18 protein-coding genes are annotated in these 15,995 nt (G+C 61.6%); 15 read left to right on the top strand and 3 right to left on the bottom strand.

What is annotated here, in order from left to right:
* Position 1: 1 nt before the first annotated feature.
* The 4 genes from rpsI (at position 2) to erpA (ending at position 2,649) form a co-directional block, all read left to right on the top strand.
* Positions 2-394, top strand: coding sequence for a 30S ribosomal protein S9 (rpsI, locus tag BM193_RS25685; RefSeq protein ID WP_010393285.1), 393 nt, complete (start codon positions 2-4; stop codon positions 392-394).
* 169 nt (positions 395-563) lie between these two features.
* Positions 564-1,601, top strand: coding sequence for an N-acetyl-gamma-glutamyl-phosphate reductase (gene argC, locus BM193_RS25680; RefSeq protein WP_092803782.1), 1,038 nt, complete (start codon positions 564-566; stop codon positions 1,599-1,601).
* A gap of 90 nt (positions 1,602-1,691) precedes the next feature.
* Positions 1,692-2,081, top strand: coding sequence for a bactofilin family protein (locus tag BM193_RS25675; protein WP_092803785.1), 390 nt, complete (start codon positions 1,692-1,694; stop codon positions 2,079-2,081).
* A gap of 205 nt (positions 2,082-2,286) precedes the next feature.
* A complete protein-coding gene (gene erpA, locus BM193_RS25670; protein WP_029496047.1) occupies positions 2,287-2,649 on the top strand; it encodes an iron-sulfur cluster insertion protein ErpA in 363 nt (120 codons plus the stop codon).
* Positions 2,650-2,817: 168 nt separating this feature from the next.
* On the opposite strand, the gene BM193_RS25665 is transcribed toward erpA, so the two are convergent.
* On the bottom strand, positions 2,818-3,912 hold the full coding sequence (locus BM193_RS25665) for an anhydro-N-acetylmuramic acid kinase (protein ID WP_092803789.1): 1,095 nt from the start codon (positions 3,910-3,912) through the stop codon (positions 2,818-2,820).
* Positions 3,913-4,050: 138 nt separating this feature from the next.
* Positions 4,051-5,418 carry a M23 family metallopeptidase gene (locus tag BM193_RS25660; RefSeq protein ID WP_092803792.1) on the bottom strand — a complete coding sequence of 456 codons (1,368 nt, stop codon included), beginning with the start codon at positions 5,416-5,418 and terminating at the stop codon, positions 4,051-4,053.
* 154 nt (positions 5,419-5,572) lie between these two features.
* On the opposite strand from BM193_RS25660, the gene tyrS reads away from it, so the two are divergent.
* The 11 genes from tyrS to BM193_RS25605 all read left to right on the top strand — a co-directional run bounded on the left by tyrS (position 5,573) and on the right by BM193_RS25605 (position 14,782).
* Positions 5,573-6,838 carry a tyrosine--tRNA ligase gene (gene tyrS, locus BM193_RS25655; RefSeq protein WP_092803795.1) on the top strand — a complete coding sequence of 422 codons (1,266 nt, stop codon included), beginning with the start codon at positions 5,573-5,575 and terminating at the stop codon, positions 6,836-6,838.
* A complete protein-coding gene (dtd, locus tag BM193_RS25650; protein WP_092803798.1) occupies positions 6,835-7,284 on the top strand; it encodes a D-aminoacyl-tRNA deacylase in 450 nt (149 codons plus the stop codon). Before tyrS ends, dtd begins: the two co-directional genes overlap by 4 nt.
* Positions 7,285-7,310: 26 nt before the next feature.
* A complete protein-coding gene (locus BM193_RS25645; protein WP_092803801.1) occupies positions 7,311-7,952 on the top strand; it encodes a YbhB/YbcL family Raf kinase inhibitor-like protein in 642 nt (213 codons plus the stop codon).
* Complete coding sequence (locus BM193_RS25640; protein ID WP_092803804.1) at positions 7,949-8,593, top strand: histidine phosphatase family protein; 645 nt, start codon at positions 7,949-7,951, stop codon at positions 8,591-8,593. The genes BM193_RS25645 and BM193_RS25640 overlap by 4 nt, the downstream gene beginning before the upstream one ends.
* A gap of 148 nt (positions 8,594-8,741) precedes the next feature.
* The gene (gene dusB / locus BM193_RS25635) at positions 8,742-9,794 is read left to right on the top strand and encodes a tRNA dihydrouridine synthase DusB (RefSeq protein WP_092803807.1); all 1,053 of its coding nucleotides are present in this window, start codon (positions 8,742-8,744) and stop codon (positions 9,792-9,794) included.
* 169 nt (positions 9,795-9,963) lie between these two features.
* Positions 9,964-10,197, top strand: a complete 234-nt coding sequence (locus BM193_RS25630) for a helix-turn-helix domain-containing protein (RefSeq protein WP_008445162.1) — start codon at positions 9,964-9,966, stop codon at positions 10,195-10,197.
* 92 nt (positions 10,198-10,289) lie between these two features.
* Positions 10,290-11,876 carry a bifunctional phosphoribosylaminoimidazolecarboxamide formyltransferase/IMP cyclohydrolase gene (gene purH, locus BM193_RS25625; RefSeq protein ID WP_092803810.1) on the top strand — a complete coding sequence of 529 codons (1,587 nt, stop codon included), beginning with the start codon at positions 10,290-10,292 and terminating at the stop codon, positions 11,874-11,876.
* A 190-nt stretch (positions 11,877-12,066) separates the two neighbouring features.
* Complete coding sequence (ruvC, locus tag BM193_RS25620; RefSeq protein ID WP_092803813.1) at positions 12,067-12,606, top strand: crossover junction endodeoxyribonuclease RuvC; 540 nt, start codon at positions 12,067-12,069, stop codon at positions 12,604-12,606.
* A 35-nt stretch (positions 12,607-12,641) separates the two neighbouring features.
* Positions 12,642-13,220 carry a Holliday junction branch migration protein RuvA gene (ruvA, locus tag BM193_RS25615; protein WP_034784779.1) on the top strand — a complete coding sequence of 193 codons (579 nt, stop codon included), beginning with the start codon at positions 12,642-12,644 and terminating at the stop codon, positions 13,218-13,220.
* Positions 13,221-13,226: 6 nt separating this feature from the next.
* Positions 13,227-14,282, top strand: a complete 1,056-nt coding sequence (ruvB, locus tag BM193_RS25610; RefSeq protein ID WP_092803816.1) for a Holliday junction branch migration DNA helicase RuvB — start codon at positions 13,227-13,229, stop codon at positions 14,280-14,282.
* Between the two features lie 32 nt (positions 14,283-14,314).
* A complete protein-coding gene (locus BM193_RS25605; protein WP_092803818.1) occupies positions 14,315-14,782 on the top strand; it encodes a YaiI/YqxD family protein in 468 nt (155 codons plus the stop codon).
* Between the two features lie 52 nt (positions 14,783-14,834).
* Here BM193_RS25605 and BM193_RS25600 read toward each other — a convergent pair whose 3' ends face one another.
* Complete coding sequence (locus BM193_RS25600; RefSeq protein ID WP_092803892.1) at positions 14,835-15,983, bottom strand: OmpA family protein; 1,149 nt, start codon at positions 15,981-15,983, stop codon at positions 14,835-14,837.
* Positions 15,984-15,995: the final 12 nt, after the last annotated feature.

The following is a 15,995-nucleotide window of genomic DNA, read 5'->3' as shown; positions in this document are numbered from 1 at the left end:
CATGATCGGTAATTACAATTATGGAACCGGCCGTCGCAAAAGTGCAGTGGCTCGGGTTTTTATCAAAGTTGGCACAGGCTTGATCGTTGTTAACGGCAAACCAGCGAACGAATACTTTTCGCGCGAAACGGGTCTGATGGTCATCCGTCAACCTCTGGAACTGACCGGCAATGTCGAGCGTTTCGACATCAAAGTCAACGTCCATGGCGGCGGTGAGTCGGGCCAGGCTGGTGCAGTGCGTCACGGCATCACCCGCGCTCTGATCGACTACGATGCAGCGCTGAAACCGGAACTGGCGAAAGCCGGCTTCGTGACCCGCGATGCACGTGAAGTCGAGCGTAAAAAAGTTGGTCTGCGCAAAGCACGTCGCGCAAAGCAATTCTCGAAGCGTTAATTCTTACGCTACAGCACCTTCCGGGGTGCTGGTCGAAAAGCCGCTGGACTTGCGTCCCGCGGCTTTTTTGCATTTCAGCGGGTTACGCCGTTGCGCTGTAAAATACGCGAAAAACCCCATGGGGAACATTTCCCCTCATCTCCAAGCAATACCTCTACAAGGAAAGAACATGATCAAAGTTGGCATCGTCGGCGGCACTGGATACACGGGCGTGGAATTGCTGCGTTTGCTGGCAACCCATCCGGATGTCGAGTTGACGGCGATTACCTCGCGCAAGGAAGATGGCTTGCCCGTTGCTGACATGTATCCTTCCCTGCGCGGCCACGTGAGCCTGGCGTTTACGTCGCCAGATAAAGCCAACCTGGAGCAGTGCGACGTGGTGTTCTTTGCCACGCCACACGGTGTGGCCATGGCGCAAGCCCCGGCCTTGCTGGCCGCCGGCGTGAAAGTCATCGACCTGGCCGCCGACTTCCGCCTGAAGGACCAGGCCAAGTTCGAGCAGTGGTACAAGATTCCCCACACGGCGCCCGAGCTGATCGCACAAGCCGTGTATGGCTTGCCGGAACTGAACCGCGAAGACATCAAGCAGGCCACGCTGATCGCCAACCCTGGTTGCTACCCGACCACCATGCAACTGGGTTTTTACCCGCTGCTCAAGGCAGGCCTGGTCAACGCGGGCGGCTTGATCGCCGACTGCAAGTCGGGCGTGTCGGGCGCCGGCCGCAAGGCGGAAATCGGCATCCTGTTCTCGGAAAGCAGCGACAGTTTCAAGGCCTACGGCGTGGCCGGCCACCGCCACCTGCCGGAAACGACGGCGCAGCTGCAGCGCTTCACGGACGACAAGGTGGCGCTGACCTTCACGCCGCACCTGGTGCCGATGATCCGCGGCATGCATTCGACCCTGTACGCGCAGCTGAACAAGGATGTCAGCAATGAAGAACTGCAAGCCTTGTTCGAAGCGCAATACAAGGACGAGCCTTTCGTTGACGTGATGCCTTTCGGCTCGCACCCGGAAACGCGCTCCACGCGCGGCTCGAACATGCTGCGCCTGGCCTTGCACCGCCCGGAGGGCGGCAACACCGTCATCGTGCTGGTGGTGCAGGATAACCTGGTCAAGGGCGCTTCCGGCCAGGCCGTGCAGTGCATGAACTTGATGTTTGGCTTGAAAGAAACGGCCGGATTGCAACATATCGCCGTGATGCCTTAAAAATAGGCACGGCCGCTTGCGCGGGTTCGGCGCCTTTTTGCCGGACCTGTGATAAATTGGACTGCCACGTACCCCCACAGGATGACGTTCATGTTCGAGCGCAACGCGAAAAACCCCATCGACACCCTGATCGGCGCCTCGACGCGGATCGAGGGCGACTTGCTGTTTTGCGGCGGCCTGCGCATTGATGGCCACGTGCGTGGCAATGTCACGGGCGAGCCCGGCGATCCCACCCATGTGGTGCTGGGCGAGGCGGGCCGTATCGATGGCGAAGTGCGCTGCTCGAGCCTGGTCGTCAGCGGCGAGATCAATGGCCCCGTGTATGTGTCCGAAATGCTTGAAATCCAGCCCAAGGCCCGCATTGTAGGAGAGGTCTATTACAAGGTGCTGGAAATGCACAGCGGCGCATTGGTGCAAGGCAAGCTCAGTCGCCACGACAGCGCCGACCCCGTGCTGCACCTGGCCGTGTCGGAAATGTGAGCAGGAACAACACTATTTTGCAGGCCGCCAGGCAAAACCGTCGCGAGCGGCAGTGATTTGTGGCTGAGAAGCGCAACTGTACGAGAGTACAGTGAGCATCGCAGGCCGCAAAGCGCGACGCGCAGCAGGTTTTGACGGTGGGCCGCAGCGCGAGTTGCGCCAACAGTCTATAATGACTTAATGTTTTCTAGTAGGAGTGCCTGATATGAATGCCGTCGCTGAAATGCAAGATGTGATCCCTTCCCCTATTATCTTTACCGATAGCGCCGCCGAAAAAGTCGCGCAGCTGATCGAAGAAGAAGGCAATCCCGACCTGAAATTGCGCGTCTTCGTGCAGGGCGGCGGCTGTTCCGGCTTCCAGTACGGCTTTACGTTCGACGAAATCGTCAACGAAGATGACACCACCATGGTCAAGAACGGCGTCCAGCTGTTGATCGACTCCATGAGCTACCAGTACCTGGTCGGCGCGGAAATCGACTACAAGGATGACCTGGAAGGCGCACAGTTCGTGATCAAGAATCCGACAGCGACCTCCACCTGCGGTTGCGGTTCGTCGTTCTCGGTATAAGCCAGCACACCTGAGAAAACGTCCAGGGCGGCGTTGCATTGCCTGCCGTACTATTCGTACCGTCGTCGGCAATGCGCCTTGCCCTGAACGTTTTTCAGGCGCGCCGGTTTTCAGGCGCACCATACAAATAGCGGATCATCGATCCGCTATTTGTGTTTCTGCGCCCGCTTAGCGCGGGTAGAGCGCGCCCAGTACCCGCAAGCCCTGCGCGCCCGTCACGGCCGGCAAGTTGCCCGGCTTGCGCTGCGTAAAGCGCCAGGCCAGCCAGGCAAACGCCAGCGCCTCGACCTGGCTGGGCGCCACGCCCAGGTCTTGCGTCGATGTCACCGCCATGCCCGGCAATGCCCGGGCCAGCGCCGCCATCAGGCTGGCGTTCTGCGCGCCGCCGCCGCACACATACACGTTTTCCGCCTGCGCGCCGTCGCGCGCGATGGCGTGCGCCAGGCTGGACGCCGTCAATTGCGTCAGGGTTGCCTGCACGTCGGCGGGCTGGGCACCGCGGTGATGCGCCAGCTTGGCTTGCAGCCAGTCGGCGTGAAAGAGGTCGCGGCCCGTGCTTTTCGGCGCCGGCAAGTCAAAATACGGATCATTGAGCAAATCCGCCAGCAGGGCAGGCAAGACTTTGCCCGTGGCGGCCCAGGCGCCGTCGGCATCGTACGGCTGGCCCTGATGCCGCAAGATCCAGCCATCCATCAGCGCATTGCCGGGACCCGTGTCGTAGCCAGTCACCGTGCCGTCCGCGTGCAGCACGCTGATATTGCTGATGCCGCCGATATTGGCCAGCACGCGCGCGTGGCCCGGCGCATTGAAGATGGCCTGGTGGAAGGCGGGCACCAGCGGCGCGCCCTGGCCGCCGGCCGCCACGTCGCGGCTGCGCAAGTCGGCGATGACGTCGATGCCCGTCAGTTCCGCCAGCAGGGCCGGGTTGTTCAGCTGGCGCGTAAAACCCAGCTCGGGGCGGTGGCGGATGGTCTGGCCATGCGCGCCGATGGCGGCGATGGCATCCGGGCCGATGCCCGCGTCGCTCAATAGCCGGGCCACGCAATCGGCATAATGGCGCACGAGCTGATTGGCGGCCAGCGCTTCGCGCTCGATTTCATTTTGGCCGGCATGTTGCAGGGCCATCAGGTCGGCGCGCAGGCTGGCGGGAAATGGAATATATGCATCGCCCAGGCTGCGCACGCCGCCGTCGTCGGCAAAGTCGACCAGTGCGCCGTCGACGCCATCGAGGCTGGTGCCCGACATCAAACCGATATACAGCATGGGAATTCCTTGGGGCGAGAGAGGTGAGGCGCTTATTGTGCCGCATTTTGCGCCTGCCGCAAACGCGCGCCGAATAAAACAAAGGCACCGGCCATCTGCATGGGCGGTGCCTTTATGTATTGCCCGAAGGCAAGTCGTTTAACGCGACGCCAGTGCCGTGTCGTTCGGACGCAGCAGGGTGAAGCGGTGCATCATGTCGTTGGACACCAGACGGAAGCGGCTCAGTTCGGCGGCCGTCAATGGCGCCTGAGCTTGAACGTTCAGCTTGCTTGGGTCTTGGGCCACGCCGCCGACGCGGAATTCATAGTGCAAATGGGCGCCCGTGGACCAGCCCGTCGTGCCGACGTAGCCAATCACATCGCCCTGGCTCACTTTCTGGCCTTTTTTCAGGCCGGAAGCGAAACGGCTCATGTGGGCATAGGCGGTGCTGTAGTTGGCCCAGTGTTTCAGTACAACAACATTGCCGTAGCCATTTTGGCTGCCGACGGAATCGACGACGCCATCGCCGGAAGCGCGGATCGGCGTGCCCGTTGCTGCGGCGAAATCGATGCCCTTGTGCGCTTTCCAGTTGCCGGAAATCGGGTGCACGCGCATGGAGAAGCCGGACGAGATGCGGGAGAATTCGAGGGGGGATTTCAGGAAGGCTTTTTTGAGGGACTTGCCGTCGAAGCTGTAGTAACCGCCGCCTTGCTTGCTGGCTGGGTCTTCGAACCAAACGGACTGGTAGGTCGTGCCGCGGTTGGTGAATTCACCGGCCAGGATGCGGCCCGCTCGGACAAATTCGCCATCTTGCCAGAACGTTTCGTAGACCACATTGAAGGAGTCGCCGCGTTTCAAGTCGGAACGGAAGTCGATATTGGTGGAGAACATTTCCACGATTTGCGCGGAAATCGAGTCTGGCAGGCGGGTGCCGTCCAGGCTGGAGTCGGTGGCGGCGAACAGGGTGGACGTAATCTTGCGCGCGTGCATTTCAACGCGGCGTTCCAGCTGGGCTGCCACTTCCGTGGCCACGAACTTGTCGCCCTTGCGGGTGATCAGGATGTTCTTGACCGATTTGTCCGTGCCGTCGACCAGGGTGGCGCGCATCCAGTTCAGTTCGCCCGTTTCGGAGGTTTGCGCTTGTACGCGCTTGCCCGATTTCAGCAACATCACGCCGCGCGCAATCTTGTCGGATTTAATGAAATTGGCGGCCGCCGCATCATCCACGCCGAGACGGGTCAGCAGGGTGGCGAGGGTATCGCCGGCGCGGACTTTTTCTTCGTGGGTGAAATTCTGGTCTACCTGTTCCATCGCGGAAATTTGCGAGGCGAGGTCCGGCATTTCCAGGTTCTGGGCGATCGACTTGACCGGCAGGTCGGACGCATCTGGCGCCATGGGCGACACCGCGACTGCGCCGAAGGCGGCGACGGTGAGCAACACTGCCGACACGCTGATAATGCGTGCCTTGCGCGTCGTCGTCAGCTGTGTGTACAAGCGTGAGCCTGTGATTTTATGTATAGGGTTCATGCAATCAGTTAAAATTTGCCCTTGAACGATTCGTGAACTAGTGCTCTTTGTTATTGTTATTTTGGTTCGTTTTCATACGGCAAGATTGATGGGATCGAGCATTATAACAAACTCCGCAAACCTACCACCATTTTGAGATTTATAGTCAAATTTTATGGAAATCAACACCACCGCATCGCCTACAAAGGCTAACGCCGCTCAGACCGCGCTTGTGCTGTCGGACAGAGTACAAGAAGCCCTCGCGATTACCAAGCGTGGCGTCGACGAACTCTTGATCGAAAGCGAATTTGCGCAAAAATTAGCGCGCTCCGAGAAAACCGGTGTTCCACTGCGCATCAAACTGGGCCTGGACCCGACCGCACCCGACTTGCACCTGGGCCATACTGTCGTCTTGAACAAGATGCGCCAGCTGCAAAACCTCGGCCATCAAGTCATTTTCCTCATCGGCGACTTTACTTCCATGATCGGCGACCCTTCGGGCCGCAACGTCACGCGCCCGCCGCTGACCAAGGAACAGATCGAGATTAACGCGATGACGTATTTCGCGCAAGCATCTTTAGTGCTGGACGCCAGCAAGACGGAAATCCGCTATAACTCCGAGTGGTGCGATCCGCTGGGCGCGCGCGGCATCATCCAGCTCGCTTCCCACTACACGGTGGCGCGCATGATCGAGCGCGACGACTTCACCAAGCGCTTCCAGGGCGGCATTCCGATTTCCGTGCATGAATTCCTGTACCCGCTGATGCAGGGCTATGACTCGGTGGCCCTGAAATCGGACCTGGAACTGGGCGGCACGGACCAGAAGTTCAACCTGCTGGTGGGCCGCGAACTGCAAAAGCAGTACGGACAGGAACAGCAGTGTATTTTGACCATGCCGCTGCTGGAAGGTTTGGACGGCGTGGAAAAAATGTCCAAGTCGAAGAATAACTACATCGGCATCACGGAACCGGGCAACACCATGTTCGCCAAGCTGATGAGCATTTCCGACGTCATGATGTGGCGCTACTACGAGCTGCTGTCGTGGCGCTCGATCGCCGAACTGGCGCAGCTGAAGCGCGAAGTGGAAGAGGGCCGCAATCCGCGCGACGCCAAAGTTGCGTTGGCGCAAGAAATCGTCGCCCGCTTCCACTCGCAGCAGGCGGCCGAAGATGCGCTGGCCGACTTCGTCAACCGCTCGAAGGGCGGCATTCCCGACGATATCCCGGCAGTGACCCTGGCTGGCGCGCCGCTGGGCATCCCGCAATTGCTGAAACAGGCTGGCCTGTGCCCATCGACGTCGGAAGCCATGCGCAAGATCGACCAGGGCGGCGTGCGCATCGACGGCACCGTCATCAGCGACAAGGCTCTGCAAGTGGCGGCCGGCGAATTTGTGTTGCAAGTTGGCAAGCGCAGTTTCGCGCGCGTCACCTTGACGGCATGATCGCGCTGCTGCAGCGCGTCACCCAGGCGAAGGTCGATGTTGCCGGCGCCACCATCGGCGCCATCGACGCCGGGCTGATGGTGCTCGTGTGCGCCGAGCGGGGCGATACGGAGAAGGAAGCGGACGCCTTGCTGACCAAGCTGCTGGGCTATCGCGTGTTTGCCGACGAGGCGGGCAAGATGAACCGCAGCGTGGCCGACGTGGCCGGCGGCCTGCTGCTGGTGCCGCAGTTCACCCTGGCGGCCGATACCAAGTCGGGCACGCGCCCGTCGTTCACGCCCGCGGCCGCGCCGCAGGACGGCTTGCGCCTGTTCACGCATTTCGTGGAGCAGGCGCGCAGCCGCCATGCCACCGTGCAAACGGGGCAGTTCGGTGCCGACATGCAGGTGTCGCTCACCAATGACGGCCCCGTCACGTTCTGGCTACAAGTAAACGCAAAGCAATAACTAAAAAATATAAAGAGGAGCAAGCGATGAAATTGTGGAGCGAGACGTTTCGTGATGGCGGCCTGATGCCGGCCGAGTATGCGTTTGCCGAGATCGATCCGGCCAGCCGCGTGCGCCTCGCGGGCAACCGCAATCCCCATCTGGCGTGGGACGAGGTGCCCAACGGCACCGAGTCGCTGGCCCTGTTCTGCATCGACCCCGACGCGCCGCAGGACGCCAGCCTGGTCAACGTTGAAGGCCGGTCCTTGCCGTTGACGGCGCCGCGCGGCGACTTTTATCACTGGAGCTTGCTCGATATTCCCCTGGCCATGCGTGCGATTGCCGCCGGCGCGTTTTCCAGCGGCATCACGCCGCGCGGCAAGACTGCCGACAGCGGTGCGCCGGCCTTGCGCCAGGGCCTCAACGACTATACGGGCTGGTTTGCCGGCGATGCCGCCATGGCCGGGGATTATCACGGTTATGATGGTCCCTGCCCGCCGTGGAATGACGAACGCATCCACCATTACATTTTTCGCCTGTACGCGCTCGACGTGCCGCGCCTGGATTTGCCCGAGCGTTTTACGGGCCAGCAGGCGTACGCCGCCATGTTTGGCCACATCCTCGACGAAGCCCAGCTCGTCGTTGCCTATTCGCTCAACCCCGAGCTGGCACTTACCTTGAAAACATGAGCACAACCATTTTACTGATACGCCATGGCGAAACGGCCTGGAATGCGGACCGCCGCCTGCAGGGCCATATCGACATCGCCCTGAACGCGGCGGGCCTGGCGCAAGCGGCCGCCTTGGGGCAGGCGCTGGCGGACGAGCCGCTGGCCGCCATCATCGCCAGCGATTTGCAGCGCGCGCGGCAGACGGCGCAAGCCGTCGCTGACGTGAAACACTTGCCCGTGCAAATAGACCCCTTGCTGCGCGAGCGCTGCTATGGCGCCTTCGAAGGCTTGTTGTACGCCGACATCGCCGCGCGCTATCCGCATGAATATGCGCAATGGCAAGCGCGCCAGATCGATGCCGTGATGCCGTCCGGCGAGCGCCAGGCGGAAAGTTTCCGCCAGTTTTACATGCGCGCCAATGGCGCCATCGCCCGCTGGGCCGAACGCTATGACGGCCAGACCATCGCCATCGTGGCGCACGGCGGCGTGCTCGAATGCGCCTACCGGGAAGCGGTTGGCATGACACTCGACAGTCCACGCGACTTCCAGGTGAAAAATGCCAGCGTGAACCGGTTTTCGTATGCCGATGGCAAGCTGCATCTGGTGCATTGGGGCAATATCGAACATCTGAGCGCGCCCGCGATGGACGAGCTGGGCTAAGAGCGGGGCGGTCCGCCGGCGCCTTGTTTTGCTGTACTGCACAAGCGCGGCGCTCGCCCAGGCGCACTGAAGCAAAAAAATAGTGCTTATTAATTAGGCAGGGAATCGGTTAAAATAGCAGGTTCCTCCGTCCATTCCAGGTTCCTCAGTGCAAATCGGCCCTCACATTCTGCGCAACAACGTTTTCGTCGCTCCCATGGCGGGCGTGACGGATCGGCCTTTCCGCCAGTTGTGCAAGCAGTTGGGTGCCGGTTACGCCGTGTCCGAGATGGCGGCGTCCAATCCGCGCCTGTGGGCGACGGAAAAAAGCGCGCGCCGCACGGACCACGACGGCGAAATGGAGCCGAAAGCCGTGCAGATCGCCGGTGCCGATCCGCAAGACCTGGCCGATTGCGCCAAGTTCAACGTGGACCGGGGCGCGCAGATCATCGACATCAACATGGGTTGCCCCGTGAAAAAGGTCTGCAACAGCTGGTGCGGTTCGGCCCTGCTGCAAAACGAAAGCCTGGTCGAAAAGATTTTGCACGCCGTCGTCAATGCCGTCGACGTGCCCGTCACCCTGAAATTTCGCACGGGCTGGAACCGCGAAAACAAGAACGCCCTGAAAATCGCCCGCATCGCCGAGCAAGCGGGCATCCAGATGCTGACCTTGCACGGCCGCACGCGCGCCGATGGCTACAAAGGCGATGCCGAATACGAAACTATTGCCGCTGTGAAAGCATCGGTGGGCATCCCCGTGGTGGCCAACGGCGACATTACCAGCCCGGAAAAGGCCCGCTTTGTGCTCGATCAAACGGGCGCCGATGCCGTCATGATCGGCCGCGCGGCGCAGGGGCGGCCATGGATTTGCCGCGAGATCGACCATTTCTTGCGTACCGGCACCTTGCTGCCGGCGCCGTACGTGGATGAGGTGCGCACCCTGATGGAGGAGCATTTGCGCGCCCATTACGCGTTTTATGGGGAATTTCTCGGCGTGCGCACGGCGCGCAAGCACATCGGCTGGTACGTCAAGGATCTGGAAGGCGGCGAAGCGTTCCGCCAGCAAATGAACTTGCTGGAGTCGACGGACGCGCAACTGCTGGCCGTGGATCAATTTTTTGAGTCGCAATGGAAATTTGGCGAACGGTTACAATACCGCCTCTCCGAATCCAGTGAAAGTGGCCTGATCGATGTGATCAAACCTACAGCCACGGCAGCATGAGCAGATAGCAACGCAGTACATCAGCAAGTCACGTAAGAACAAGGGCGAGCGCCTATATACAGAGCGTCATGCAATATTAATTACAACACCGAGACAAGATGGCAGCAAGCGGCCCGCATGAGCGCCGCGGCAGTGGATTGTCAGGTGTTCAGCCGGTTGAAGCATACAAATGAGCAAAGAAAGCATTCAGGAAGTCGTACAGAAAAGTCTAGAAGATTACTTCAATGACCTGGGCGAACAGCAAGCATCGAATATCTATGACATGGTCGTGCTGACCGTGGAAAAGCCCATCCTGGAAGTCGTGATGACACGCGCCGATGGCAACCAGTCGCATGCCGCGCAGATGCTGGGCATCAACCGCAATACCCTGCGCAAGAAATTGCAGGAGCACGGTTTGCTGTAATGCCGGCATGCAAGTGACGCCAAGATTTGAATCCGCCGCAGCCTCAGCGTCTGCGCCATTCGCCAAGAACACTTAACCACCTAGCCACAGCCATGATCAAACAAGCTCTCCTCTCCGTTTCCGACAAGACCGGCGTTCTCGACTTCGCCCGCGCCCTGTCCGCCCTCGGCGTCAACCTCCTGTCCACCGGCGGCACCGCCAAATTGCTGGCAGACAACGGTGTTCCCGTCACGGAAGTCGCCGATTACACGGGTTTCCCGGAGATGCTCGATGGCCGCGTGAAGACCCTGCACCCGAAAGTGCATGGTGGTATCCTGGCGCGCCGCGATTTCCCTGAGCACATGTCGAAATTGGTCGAGCACGACATGCCGACCATCGACATGGTGGTGGTCAACCTGTACCCGTTCCAGGGCACCGTGGCCAAGGCCGACTGCACCCTGGAAGACGCGATCGAAAACATCGATATCGGCGGCCCGACCATGCTGCGTTCGGCGGCCAAGAACCACAAGGACGTGGTCGTCATCTGCGACCCGACCGACTATGACGCGGTGCTGGCGGAAATCCGCTCGGCCGACGGCACGGCCGGCGACGTCAGCTACGACACCAAATTCATGCTGGCGAAAAAAGTCTTTGCGCACACGGCGCAATACGATGGCGCCATCACCAACTACCTGACCAGCCTGGGCCCGACGAAGGTGCACGCCGAGCGCGGCGCCTATCCGCAGATCCTCAACGTGGCCTTTGAAAAAGTGCAGGACATGCGCTACGGCGAGAATCCGCACCAGAGCGCCGCCTTCTACCGCGACCTGACCGCCACCGATGGCGCGCTGGCGAACTACCGCCAGCTGCAAGGCAAGGAATTGTCGTACAACAACATCGCCGACGCCGATGCGGCCTGGGAATGCGTGAAGAGCCTGGGCGGTTTCGAGCAAAGCGCCGCCTGCGTCATCGTCAAGCACGCGAACCCGTGCGGCGTGGCCCTGGGCAAGAATGCGGCCGAAGCGTACGCGCGCGCCCTGCAGACGGACCCGACCTCCGCATTCGGCGGCATCATCGCGTTTAATACCGAACTGGACGGCGCCACCGCCGGCGAGATCGCCAAGCTGTTCGTCGAAGTGCTGATCGCCCCGTCGTTCTCCGCCGAAGCGAAACAGATTCTGTCGAGCAAGCAAAACGTGCGCATGCTGGAAATTCCGCTGGGCGCAGGCGTCAACGCCATGGACTTCAAGCGCGTCGGTGGTGGCTTGCTGGTGCAATCGCCGGACGCGAAAAATGTCGGTATCGGCGACTTGCGCGTGGTCAGCAAGCTGCAGCCAACGCCGCAGCAATTGTCCGACCTGATGTTCGCCTGGAAAGTGGCGAAATTCGTCAAGTCGAACGCCATCGTCTTCTGCGGCAATAACATGACCCTGGGCGTGGGCGCCGGCCAGATGAGCCGCATCGACTCGGCCCGCATCGCTTCCATCAAGGCGCAAAACGCCGGCCTGTCGCTGACGGGTTCCGTCGTGGCGTCGGACGCCTTCTTCCCCTTCCGCGACGGCCTCGACGTCGTCGTCGACGCGGGCGCGACCTGCGTCATCCACCCGGGCGGCTCCATGCGCGACCAGGAAGTGATCGACGCGGCGGACGAGCGCGGCGTCGTGATGCTGTACACGGGCACGCGTCACTTCCGTCATTAAGAAGGCGGTCTAAACCTACTGCGCGGCGCGGGGCGCGGCCTGCGATGCTCACTGTGCTCCAGCACAGTTGCGCTTCTCGGCCACGCCGCATCGCCGCTCGCTACGGTTTATCCCACCTTCTTTGAATGTGACAAAACGGCAGGCACCGGTTATTCACCGGTGCCTGCCGTATTCATTATAGAATCTGGCGATGATTATTCTTGGCATCGATCCTGGCCTGCGCACCACCGGCTTTGGGGTCATTGAAAAACACGGCAACAAGCTGCGCTATATCGCGTCGGGGACCGTCAAGACGGGTTCCGACGGGGAATTGCCGCCGCGCCTGAAGATCATCCTGCAGGGCGTGAGCGAAATCGTCGGCACCTACCAGCCCGATTGCGCGGCCATCGAAAAAGTGTTTGTCAACGTCAATCCCCAATCCACCTTGCTGCTGGGCCAGGCACGGGGCGCCGCCATTTGTGCACTCGTTAATTCTGACCTGTCGGTAGCCGAATACACGGCGCTGCAGGTGAAACAGGCCGTCACCGGCCACGGCAAGGCGGCCAAGGAACAGGTGCAGGACATGGTCTCGCGCCTGCTGTCCTTGCCCGGCCTGCCCGGCACGGATGCGGCCGATGCACTGGGCGTGGCCATCTGCCACGCCAACAGCATCGATGCGCTGGCCATGCTCGGCGCGCTGGCGCCCCAGTTGCAGGGGCTGCGCATGAAGCGCGGCCGCCTCGTTGGATAAAGCAGCACTCTGAAATTTAACATTAGGAACACGCGATGATAGGCCGTCTCTCCGGTATTTTGCTTGAAAAGAATCCGCCACAATTGCTGGTCGATTGCCAGGGCGTCGGCTATGAAGTCGACGTGCCGATGAGCACGTTTTACAACCTGCCCCATGTGGGGGAAAAAGTCGTGCTGTTCACGCACCAGGCCATCCGCGAAGATGCGCATTTGCTGTTTGGCTTTGGCAATGCGGCCGAGCGGGCCGTGTTCCGCCAGCTGATCAAGATCACGGGCGTGGGTGCGCGCATGGCGCTGTCGATTCTCTCCGGCATGACGATCGCCGACCTGGCGCAAGCGATCACCCTGCAGGATTCCGGCCGCCTCGTGAAAGTGCCGGGCATCGGCAAGAAGACGGCCGAACGCCTGCTGCTGGAACTGAAGGGCAAGATCGGCGCGGATCTCGGCCCGCTCGGCGCCCATGCGGCGCCGGACGCGCAATCGGATATCTTGAATGCCCTGGTGGCGCTCGGCTATTCGGACAAGGAAGCACTGGCCGCCGTGAAGAACGTGCCGGCTGGCAGCGGCGTCTCCGACGGCATCAAACTGGCGCTGAAAGCGCTGTCGAAAGGCTGATAGGGCATGAGCATCCAGACCGACAGCTTCACGGAACAGCGCATCATCGACGCGGCGCCCATCTCGCACAACGAAGAAGCGATCGAACGGGCCTTGCGGCCCAAGCAGTTAGATGAGTACGTGGGACAGGAAAAGATCCGCGACCAGCTGGAAATTTTCATCACGGCCGCGCGCCAGCGCAAGGAAGCGCTCGACCACACCTTGCTGTTCGGCCCGCCGGGCCTGGGCAAGACGACCCTGGCGCACATCATCGCGCGCGAAATGGGCGTCAATTTGCGCCAGACCTCCGGCCCCGTGCTGGAACGTCCGGGCGACCTGGCGGCGATCCTGACGAACCTGGAAGCGAACGACGTCCTGTTCATCGATGAAATCCACCGCCTGTCGCCCGTGGTGGAAGAGATCCTGTATCCGGCATTGGAAGATTATCAAATCGACATCATGATCGGCGAAGGCCCGGCCGCCCGCTCCGTGAAGCTCGATCTGCAGCCGTTTACCCTGGTTGGCGCCACCACGCGCGCCGGCATGCTGACCAACCCGCTGCGCGACCGTTTCGGCATCGTCGCGCGGCTGGAGTTTTATAACACGGGCGAACTGACGAAGATCGTCACGCGCAGCGCCGCTTTGCTGAAAGCCCCGATCGACCCGGAAGGCGCGATTGAAATCGCCCAGCGCGCGCGCGGCACGCCGCGCATCGCCAACCGCCTGCTGCGCCGCGTGCGCGATTTCGCGGAAGTCAAAAGCAATGGCGCGATCACCAAGGTGGTGGCCGACCGCGCGCTGGCCATGCTCGACGTCGATTCCGCCGGTTTCGACGTGATGGACCGCAAGCTGCTCGAAGCCGTGCTGTTCAAGTTCGGCGGCGGCCCCGTCGGCATCGGGAATTTGGCCGCGGCCATCGGCGAAGCGGCCGATACCATCGAGGACGTGCTGGAACCGTATCTGATCCAGCAAGGCTTTCTGCAGCGCACGCCGCGCGGGCGTGTCGCCACGCCGGCCGCCTACCTGCATTTCGGCGTCAGCGCGCCGCGCATGGGCCCGGGCGGCGAAGCATGGGAACTGTGATGGCGGAAGAGGGAAGGCCGGGCATGCCGGGTATGCAAATTTGGATCGACGCCGATGCCTGTCCCGTGGTCATCAAGGAAATTTTGTACCGGGTCGCCGACCGCCTGGAGTTGCCTGTCACCCTGGTGGCGAACCAGGGCTTGCGCGTGCCGCCGTCGCGCTTCATCCGCACCGTGCAAGTGCCGTCGGGCGCGGACGTGGCCGACCAGGAAATCGTGCGCCTGCTCAATCCCGGCGACCTGGTGATTACGGGCGACATCCCGCTGGCGGCCGACGTGCTGGCGAAAGGCGGCTATGCGCTCAATCCGCGCGGCGAGTTTTATACGAAGGACAATATCGCCCAGCAATTGACGATGCGCGCCTTCATGGAAGAATTGCGCAGCGGCGGCGTCGACACGGGCGGGCCTGCCGCCTTCAGCCAGTCGGACCGGCAGCAGTTCGCCAACAGCCTGGACCGGCATCTGAGCAAGCATCACCGCAAGCCCGCTCCCGCGCAATAATGCGTGGACGAAAAAAAACCGGCGCGAGCCGGTTTTTTTGTGCGCATGCCACTTAGCGCATGGCTTTGCGCGTGCCCACCACTTCCACCGTCACGCGGCGGTTCTTGGCGCGGCCGGCGGCGCTGGTGTTGTCGGCAACGGGCTGGGTTTCGCCCTTGCCTTCCGTATAGACGCGGCTCGTTTCCACGCCTTGCGAGACGAGGTAAGCCTTGACGGCTTCGGCGCGGCGCAAGGACAGCTTCTGGTTGTAGGCATCAGAACCGACGGCATCCGTATGGCCCACCGTGACGATCACTTCCAGGTCCATGCCCGTCAACTGGCCCAGCAACTGGTCCAGCGCCGCCTTGCCTTGCGGCTTGAGCGTCGATTGATCGAAATCAAACAGCGCTTCCGCGGCAAACGACACTTTTTCCGAGACGGGCGTCGGCGCCGGCTTGACCTCGGCCACTGGGGCCGGCATGGTTTCGCTGATGGGCGGCAATGCCACCGGTGGCGCCGGCTGGTAGGCGGGCGTGGCGCTGGCCGGGCGGCCCAGTTTATACACGAGGCTGACGGAATACAGGTCCGCGTCGCCACGGTTGCCCACGGCATCGTTCACGCGGTAGCGCTCCACTTCGCCGCGCAGGGCCAGCGCTTCGCTGAACTTGTATTCCAGGCCCAGGCCCAGCTTGGCATTGAGCTTGCGCTCGCTGGCATGCAGATTGGACGAGCCCAGCAGTCGGTTGCCGCTGAAGTCGGTGCTGGTCTTGGTGTAGTGCATGCCGACCCGACCCAGCAAAGATAAACGCTGCGACAGCGGCAGCTGGCCCAGCAAGTCCAGGTTCACGCCGCGAAAGCCCGCTTCACCGTTGAGCACGCCGTTGCCGCTGGTGGTCGACTGGAAATCGAACTTGCCCAGGTCAAAGTAACCGGCTTCCACGGCGACGTACTGGTTCAATTGCCGGCCGACAAACAATTTATAGCCCGTGTCGCGCTGGTCCTTGGCAAAACCGGTGACGGTTTCGCCGTTGGCGGCCAGGCTGGCGCGCAGGCGCGGCTCGTCGATGGTGGCGCGCGACTGGCCCACGCCGGCGCCGATGTACCAGGCGCTGTTGGCCCAGTCCGGGTTGATGAAGGTGTTGTCCTGCGCCTGCGCCGATTGGGAGGCCAGCAAGGCGCCAGCCATCACGCTCAGGGCGCCCAGTGTGTTTGCGATAGTCATGGTCATGTCCCG

Source organism: Janthinobacterium sp. 344 (assembly GCF_900112025.1).
Taxonomy (GTDB): domain Bacteria; phylum Pseudomonadota; class Gammaproteobacteria; order Burkholderiales; family Burkholderiaceae_D; genus Janthinobacterium.
The sequence above is the reverse complement of the archived record's forward strand: the minus strand, read 5'-3'. Positions and strand labels throughout refer to the sequence as shown.